Here is a 5,888-nt window from a genome sequence, read left to right as displayed (position 1 = left end):
CTTGTGCCGCTTCGGTCGCCGCGGCAGGTGCCTCAGCTGCTGGAGCAGCGCCGGCCGGTTGCTCCTGGGCCATCGCGCCGGTCGCCGCCAGGATCACCGATGCGACAAATGCCACCAACAAACCATGTCTCGACACGAGCTTCTTCCTTGTCCTTACAGCGGCCCCCGGTCATGGCATTTCTCCAGCGCGGCCGCCGCATTCCAATCCCGGCTGCGCCAGGCAAGGTGCCCGGCTGACTATGAAACATGAAATTATTAGTCAACATTAAAGATGACTGCTCAACAATTTGGGAATGCGCCCCAAAATCGCTGAAACGCTACGGCGCCAGTGGTCTGCGATATCCGCCCCGGGCTATACGATGACAGGCATCCGGTGTCGCCGTGTCGATGCGGACTCGCTAGACTGATCCGGCAGCAAGGAGTTCCGGATGATCAAGGCAATACCTTTCGACTACCCCTATGACGGCAGGCTGGTTGCCGAAAACACTGCGTTGATCGTCATCGACCTGCAACAGGATTTCCTGTCGACATCGGGCTATTTCGCCAGAAAAGGGTATGACCCCTCGCCGCTGCGGGCGATCCTGCCGACGGTGAACCGTCTGATCGCGGCCGCACGCGAAGCCGGCGTCACGGTCATCCACACCAGACAGGGTTACCGCGCCGACATGGCCGACATGACGCCCTACGAGAAATGGCGCCGCAAGCGCGCCGGCCTCGACGGCACCGACGTCCTGCTGCGCTCCGGCGCAGGGTTCCAGATCGTTCCGGAGATCGATGTCGCCCCGCGCGACATCATCGTCGACAAGACCTGCAACAGCGCTTTTACCTATACGGATTTCGAGCTTGTGCTGCGCGCGCAAGGCATCACCCATCTGATGTTTTCCGGCTGCACGACGGATGTCTGCGTTCACACCACGTTGCGCGAAGCCTGTGACCGCAATTTCCAGTGCCTGACAATCTCGGACGCCTGCGCCAGCGGCGACAGGCAAGCGCATGAAGCGGCATTGCACATGGTGACGGTCGAGGACGGCGTCTTCGGCGTGCTGGCCGATTCGGATGCCGTCATCGCGGGCTTGTCGCGCCTTCCTTGCCCGACTGATCCGGGTGCCGCTACTCCAGCATGACGATGGCCTCGACCTCGAAGAGCATCGGGTCGATCGCAAGCTTGGGAACGGGAACCAGAGTTTGTGCCGGCAGCGTCTCGCCGAACATCTCCTTCGCGCTCTGGGTCAACACGCCAAGCTTGGACATGTCGTGATCGACGACGAAGACCGTGAGCTTGGCGACCTTGTCCGGCCTGGCGCCGAGCGCATCCAGCGCGGCGCGCAGATTTGCGTAGGCCTGCTTAACCTGGACGGCGAAGTCGGGCGACAAGCCTCCCGTGCTGTCTTGGCCGCCCTGCCCGGAAATGTAGGCCACCCGGGCTCCGGCGGGCATGATTACGGCTGTGCTATAGCCATTCGGCGACGGGTCGTAGAGGGTTTTTGGATTGACGATGGTCAACCTGGAATCATTCGCATTCACTGGCGCCACAGTGGAAGCTGCCATGATCATGATTAGTCCTCCGATAAGCAGATGGTTGGTTGTGCGTGACATGATTTTTCTTACCTCCGCGGGCCGACTCGTACGCCATACGAGCCAGTCGCATGGTACATTGTACGAGTCAATTGAGCGGGATCGACATTCCTGCCATTGCCGGCCAAAATCGATATACTGAACAGAGAGGAAGATGGATGACCGCCAAACGCAGCGGCGCCCGGAGCAAACGGCCCCGACGGACGGAATTCCAGCCCGCGCCGGAGCCGCGCGGTGAACCGCACCTCTTGCTGGAACGCCCTCTCTCCCTGGAACGCATTGTCGCCACTGCGGTGGAACTGCTGGACGCACGGGGGATCGACGGATTGACGATGCGTCGACTGGCTGATCGCCTCGGCTCGGGCGTGATGAGCCTATATTGGCACGTCGACGACAAGGACGGCGTCTTCGATCTGGCGCTCGATTCCGTGCTCGAATATCGCGGATCGCCGCAAATGAATGGCGCTGAGGACTGGCGAGTGGAAATTGTCCATATGCTCGAAGACTGGCGGGCCGGCATGCTGCGCCATCCCTGGTCGGTACCGCTGTTGTCGAGCCGGGCGCTTGGACCGAACATTCTCAGCCGCCTGGAATTGCTCGGCAGGACTTTGTCCCGAGCCGGTGTAGCGGACAAGGATTTGAACGTCGCGATCTGGTCGCTATGGAACTATGTGATGGGCGCCACCATAACCCGGACGAGTTTCGACCTCGCGGACAGCGACAAGGCCGCCACGCAGCAGCACCACGCACATCCGGGCGAACGCTATCCCACGATCCAACGCTCTCGCCTGCTGTTCGACGACGATTGGGTCGGCACCTTCAGGAAGGGCCTCGATTTGCTGCTTGCGGGCCTCGCTCCCGGGAGATGAACCTGCCAAGCTGTGGCGCATCGGCCTCCCGGCGCGCCAGGGAGTTGCGCAGCAGCGCCAGTGTTTCCCGGCCAACTGTCGCGATCTCGTGTGGCCTGTCGACGCCGACGACCATGAACTCATCGATGCCGAGAGCCGCATAGGCAAGCAACGACAGCGCGACCTGCGCCGGTGGCCCGGAGAGGTCGACCGCCTTATGGCCGGCGGCGGAAACACCTTGGTGGATCCTGACCGGAAGCGCGAAGCGCAGTTTGCCGGCACGGCCATATTCGGCTGCGGCGCCACGCGCCCGCTCCATCAATTGCCTGATATCGTCGATCGAGCCCGGCGCCAGCTCGAAGAGATCGGCATGCCGGCCGGCCACCTTCAGCGCCGTTCCGGATTGCCCGCCCATGCGGATCACAAGGTCGGCGCCATGCGGACCCTTGCGCGGCACGTAACCGCCCTTGATGCTGTAAACGCGCCTTCGTGATCGAAGGGCCGGTCGTTCGACCACAGCCGCTTCAACAGGACCAGATATTCGTCGATGCGCTGCCAGACGACGCCATGGCCGACCGGCCGTGTCTCGGCATCGTCATCGTTCAGCGGCTCGCTGATCATCCTGAGCGCCAGCCGTCCGCCGCTCTCCCTGTCGATGGACGCCAGCTGGCGAGCAGCCACCGTCGGGTCGACAACCCCGGCCCAATGAGTGAGCACCACTTCCAGCGAAGCGGTGCGGTTGAGCACCTGGGACGCAAGATCCATGTTGGTCAGCAGCCCGGCCGAATCGTCGACGACGATCCTCTGGAAACCGCTGTCCTCGATCAGCCCGAGCTTCGTCGCGGTCTCGGCGAAGTCATAGAAAAAGGGAACCGCCGCGTCGGCGGTCTTGCCGGGAATATGGGTGAATTCGATCGGCATTGTCATCTCCTCCATCTCTGGAATCACTGATGCTGTGAAATGCGGCCCCTCAGGTGCGCGAAAGCGCTCCGGGATCCGGTTCATTCAACTCCGATTGCCTGAAAGCTGTGGGCAACAGCCCTGTCGATCCCTTAGGGAATAAGGCCCAGCACGACTGCCCCGGTGAACACGAACGCAAGGGCAAAGACGAGATAGGCGAAAGCGCCGGCATAGGCCGGGCGAAAGCCCTGGGCATTGGCCAGCTTCTGGCCATTGCTGTCGGTCTGGGTGTTCTGGATATAGGACATATCGACCTCCGTCTCGCCGGTTAATCTATAAAACTTGTAGACTTTGTCGATTGCTATTTTTGCGTCATGGGCAAAATTATTTTCTGATTGATCGCCGAAAATTGGTACGAAATTGCTGTGGAGACATATCCAGGCGATGAAGGGATACGGCATGGCGGCATCGCTTCACGCGCCTGTTTCCTGCATTGGCCACTCGATGCAGGAGGGATAGCATCGCTGCCGGTGGCAACATGAAATCATCCAAAAGGACGTTGGGAGCAGAAAAATGGGCGAAAGACTGGCCGGCAAGGTCGCCATCATTTCGGGCGGCGCGACGGGAATGGGCGGCGCGGCTTCGGAGTTGTTTGCCGCCGAAGGCGCCAGGGTCGCGATCATCGACCGCAACGGTGAAGCAGCTGCTGCAACCGCGGCCGCGATACGCGCGCGGGGACACGTAGCCGAACACTGGGTGGCCGACGTTTCCGATGAGGCTCAGGTCGAGGCGGCGGTTACAGGCGCGACTGAAAAACTCGGGCCCGTCACCGTGCTGTTCAACCATGCCGGCACCATCGTGATAAAGCCGTTCCTGGAGACGACGCTGCAGGAATGGGATTGGCTGCACGCCGTCAATGTGCGCTCGATGTTCCTGATGACACGCGCCGTGCTGCCCGGCATGATCGCCGCCGGCGGTGGGTCGATCGTCTGCACCTCGTCGATCTCGGCGGTGGCGGCGACGCCGAATGAAGTGCTCTACGACACCACCAAGGGCGCCTGCCACATGTTCGCGCGCGCCATCGCGGTGGAATTCCGGGACCGCAACATCCGCTGCAACGCCGTCTGTCCCGGCTTCATCAGAACGCCGCACGGCCTGCGCGAGGTCGCCGATCTCGGCAAGCTCGGCGTCGATGTCTCGGACGCCGCACTTGCCGCGCAGCAGGGCCGCATCGGCGAGCCGGAGGAAGTGGCGAAGGCAGCGCTTTACCTGGCGAGCGACGAGTCCAGTTTCGTCAACGGCACGCATCTGTTCGTGGACAATGGGTTTACCGCGATGTGAGGGGGTCGGGTCTTGGGTCTTCGTCCCAGGGACAGCCTGGCGCCCTTCCCCTATCCCGTCGATCGGGGGGAGAGGAAAGAATGCCAAGTCCTATTCACTTACCGCTCTTCCCGCCGAAACGGCTTCAGCAGCGCCGAGGGCGCCACCGCGTTGCGCGACATGACCGCCATCGCGACGATGGTAAAGATGAACGGCAGCATCAGGAACGCCTCGTAGGGGATATGCCCCAAACCGCTCGCCTGCATGCGGAGTTGCAAGGCATCGACGAAGGCGAACAGCAGCGCGGCCCCGGCCGAGCGCCACGGGTCCCAGCGGCCGAACACGACCAGCGCGATCGCCACCCAGCCGCGCCCGGACACGACGCCAAAGGTGAAAGCGTTGAACTGCGCCATCGACAGGAAGGCGCCGGCGAGCCCCATCAGGGCGCCGCCGAGAATGACGGCCTGGAAACGCGTGGCAATGACGCTGACGCCGGCCGAATCGGCGGCGCGCGGGTTTTCACCGACCATGCGCACCGACAGGCCCCAGGGTGTGCGGTAGAGCACGAAGGCGGCGAGCGGGATGGCAATGATCGCCATGTAGACCAGCGCGAACTGGTTGAACACCGCAGGTCCCAGCACTGGAATATCTGAGAGGACCGGGATCGGCAGCGTCTGAAAACCCTTGATGCTCGGCGGCACCGATTGCTGGCCGAAGATCAGCCGGTAGAGGAAATAGGCAAGGCCCGACGAGAACAGCGTGACGCCGATGCCGCAGACATGCTGGCTGAGGCCGAGCGCCACCGTGAACAGCGCATGCAGCGCGCCCATCAGCATGCCGGTCAGCACCGCCACCAGCACGCCGAGCCACAGGCTTCCACTGAGGCTGGTGGCGGTGAAGCCGGTCATCGCGCAGAGCAGCATAATGCCTTCGATGCCGAGATTGAGCACGCCGGCCCGTTCGGAGAACATTTCGCCGAGCGTGGCAAAGGCCAGCGGCGTGGCGATGCGGATGATGGCGGCGAGAAAGCCGACCTGAAAAATCTGTTCGAAAACCGCGCTCATCCGAAGGCTCCGACGCGGCGGATGCGATAGGCGGTGAACAGCAGCGCCACCAGCATGGCGAGCAGCGCCGTGCCCTGGATGACGTCGCTGAGGAAGGCCGGCACGCCGGTCGCCCGCGACATCGCCTCGGCACCGGTCATCACGGCGGCCAGAAAAATCGCCGCAGGCATGACGCCGAGCG

At 62.7% G+C, this 5,888-nt stretch carries 6 protein-coding genes and 2 pseudogenes; 3 read left to right on the top strand and 5 right to left on the bottom strand.

Annotation, left to right across the window (positions count from 1 at the left end):
* Positions 1-428 precede the first annotated feature (428 nt).
* Positions 429-1,124, top strand: coding sequence for a cysteine hydrolase family protein (locus O7A61_RS30555; RefSeq protein WP_337132920.1), 696 nt, complete (start codon positions 429-431; stop codon positions 1,122-1,124).
* Here O7A61_RS30555 and O7A61_RS30550 read toward each other — a convergent pair.
* On the bottom strand, positions 1,111-1,596 hold the full coding sequence (locus O7A61_RS30550; RefSeq protein WP_027144555.1) for a RidA family protein: 486 nt from the start codon (positions 1,594-1,596) through the stop codon (positions 1,111-1,113). The genes O7A61_RS30555 and O7A61_RS30550 overlap by 14 nt on opposite strands.
* A 137-nt stretch (positions 1,597-1,733) precedes the next feature.
* Between O7A61_RS30550 and O7A61_RS30545 the strand changes: the two genes are divergently transcribed.
* Positions 1,734-2,444, top strand: a complete 711-nt coding sequence (locus O7A61_RS30545; RefSeq protein WP_337132919.1) for a TetR/AcrR family transcriptional regulator — start codon at positions 1,734-1,736, stop codon at positions 2,442-2,444.
* Here O7A61_RS30545 and O7A61_RS30540 read toward each other — a convergent pair.
* Positions 2,395-3,344 (bottom strand): annotated as a pseudogene (locus tag O7A61_RS30540) (LLM class flavin-dependent oxidoreductase). The gene O7A61_RS30545 and the pseudogene O7A61_RS30540 overlap by 50 nt on opposite strands.
* Positions 3,345-3,475: 131 nt before the next feature.
* Entirely contained in the window at positions 3,476-3,631 is a 156-nt protein-coding gene (locus O7A61_RS30535; protein WP_337132918.1) for a hypothetical protein, read from the bottom strand.
* A gap of 265 nt (positions 3,632-3,896) precedes the next feature.
* On the opposite strand from O7A61_RS30535, the gene O7A61_RS30530 reads away from it, so the two are divergent.
* Entirely contained in the window at positions 3,897-4,664 is a 768-nt protein-coding gene (locus O7A61_RS30530; RefSeq protein WP_337132917.1) for an SDR family NAD(P)-dependent oxidoreductase, read from the top strand.
* A gap of 98 nt (positions 4,665-4,762) precedes the next feature.
* Here O7A61_RS30530 and O7A61_RS30525 read toward each other — a convergent pair whose 3' ends face one another.
* Together O7A61_RS30525 and O7A61_RS30520 are read right to left on the bottom strand one after the other, a co-directional pair.
* Positions 4,763-5,707: an ABC transporter permease gene (locus O7A61_RS30525; RefSeq protein WP_027144559.1), complete on the bottom strand. Its 945-nt coding sequence runs from the start codon at positions 5,705-5,707 to the stop codon at positions 4,763-4,765.
* Positions 5,704-5,888: pseudogene (locus O7A61_RS30520) on the bottom strand (ABC transporter permease); the annotation flags it as partial. The pseudogene O7A61_RS30520 and the gene O7A61_RS30525, both read right to left, overlap by 4 nt.

The organism is Mesorhizobium sp. Cs1321R2N1, from assembly GCF_037179725.1.
GTDB classification, from domain to species: Bacteria; Pseudomonadota; Alphaproteobacteria; order Rhizobiales; family Rhizobiaceae; genus Mesorhizobium; species Mesorhizobium salmacidum.
The sequence above is the reverse complement of the archived record's forward strand: the minus strand, read 5'-3'. Positions and strand labels throughout refer to the sequence as shown.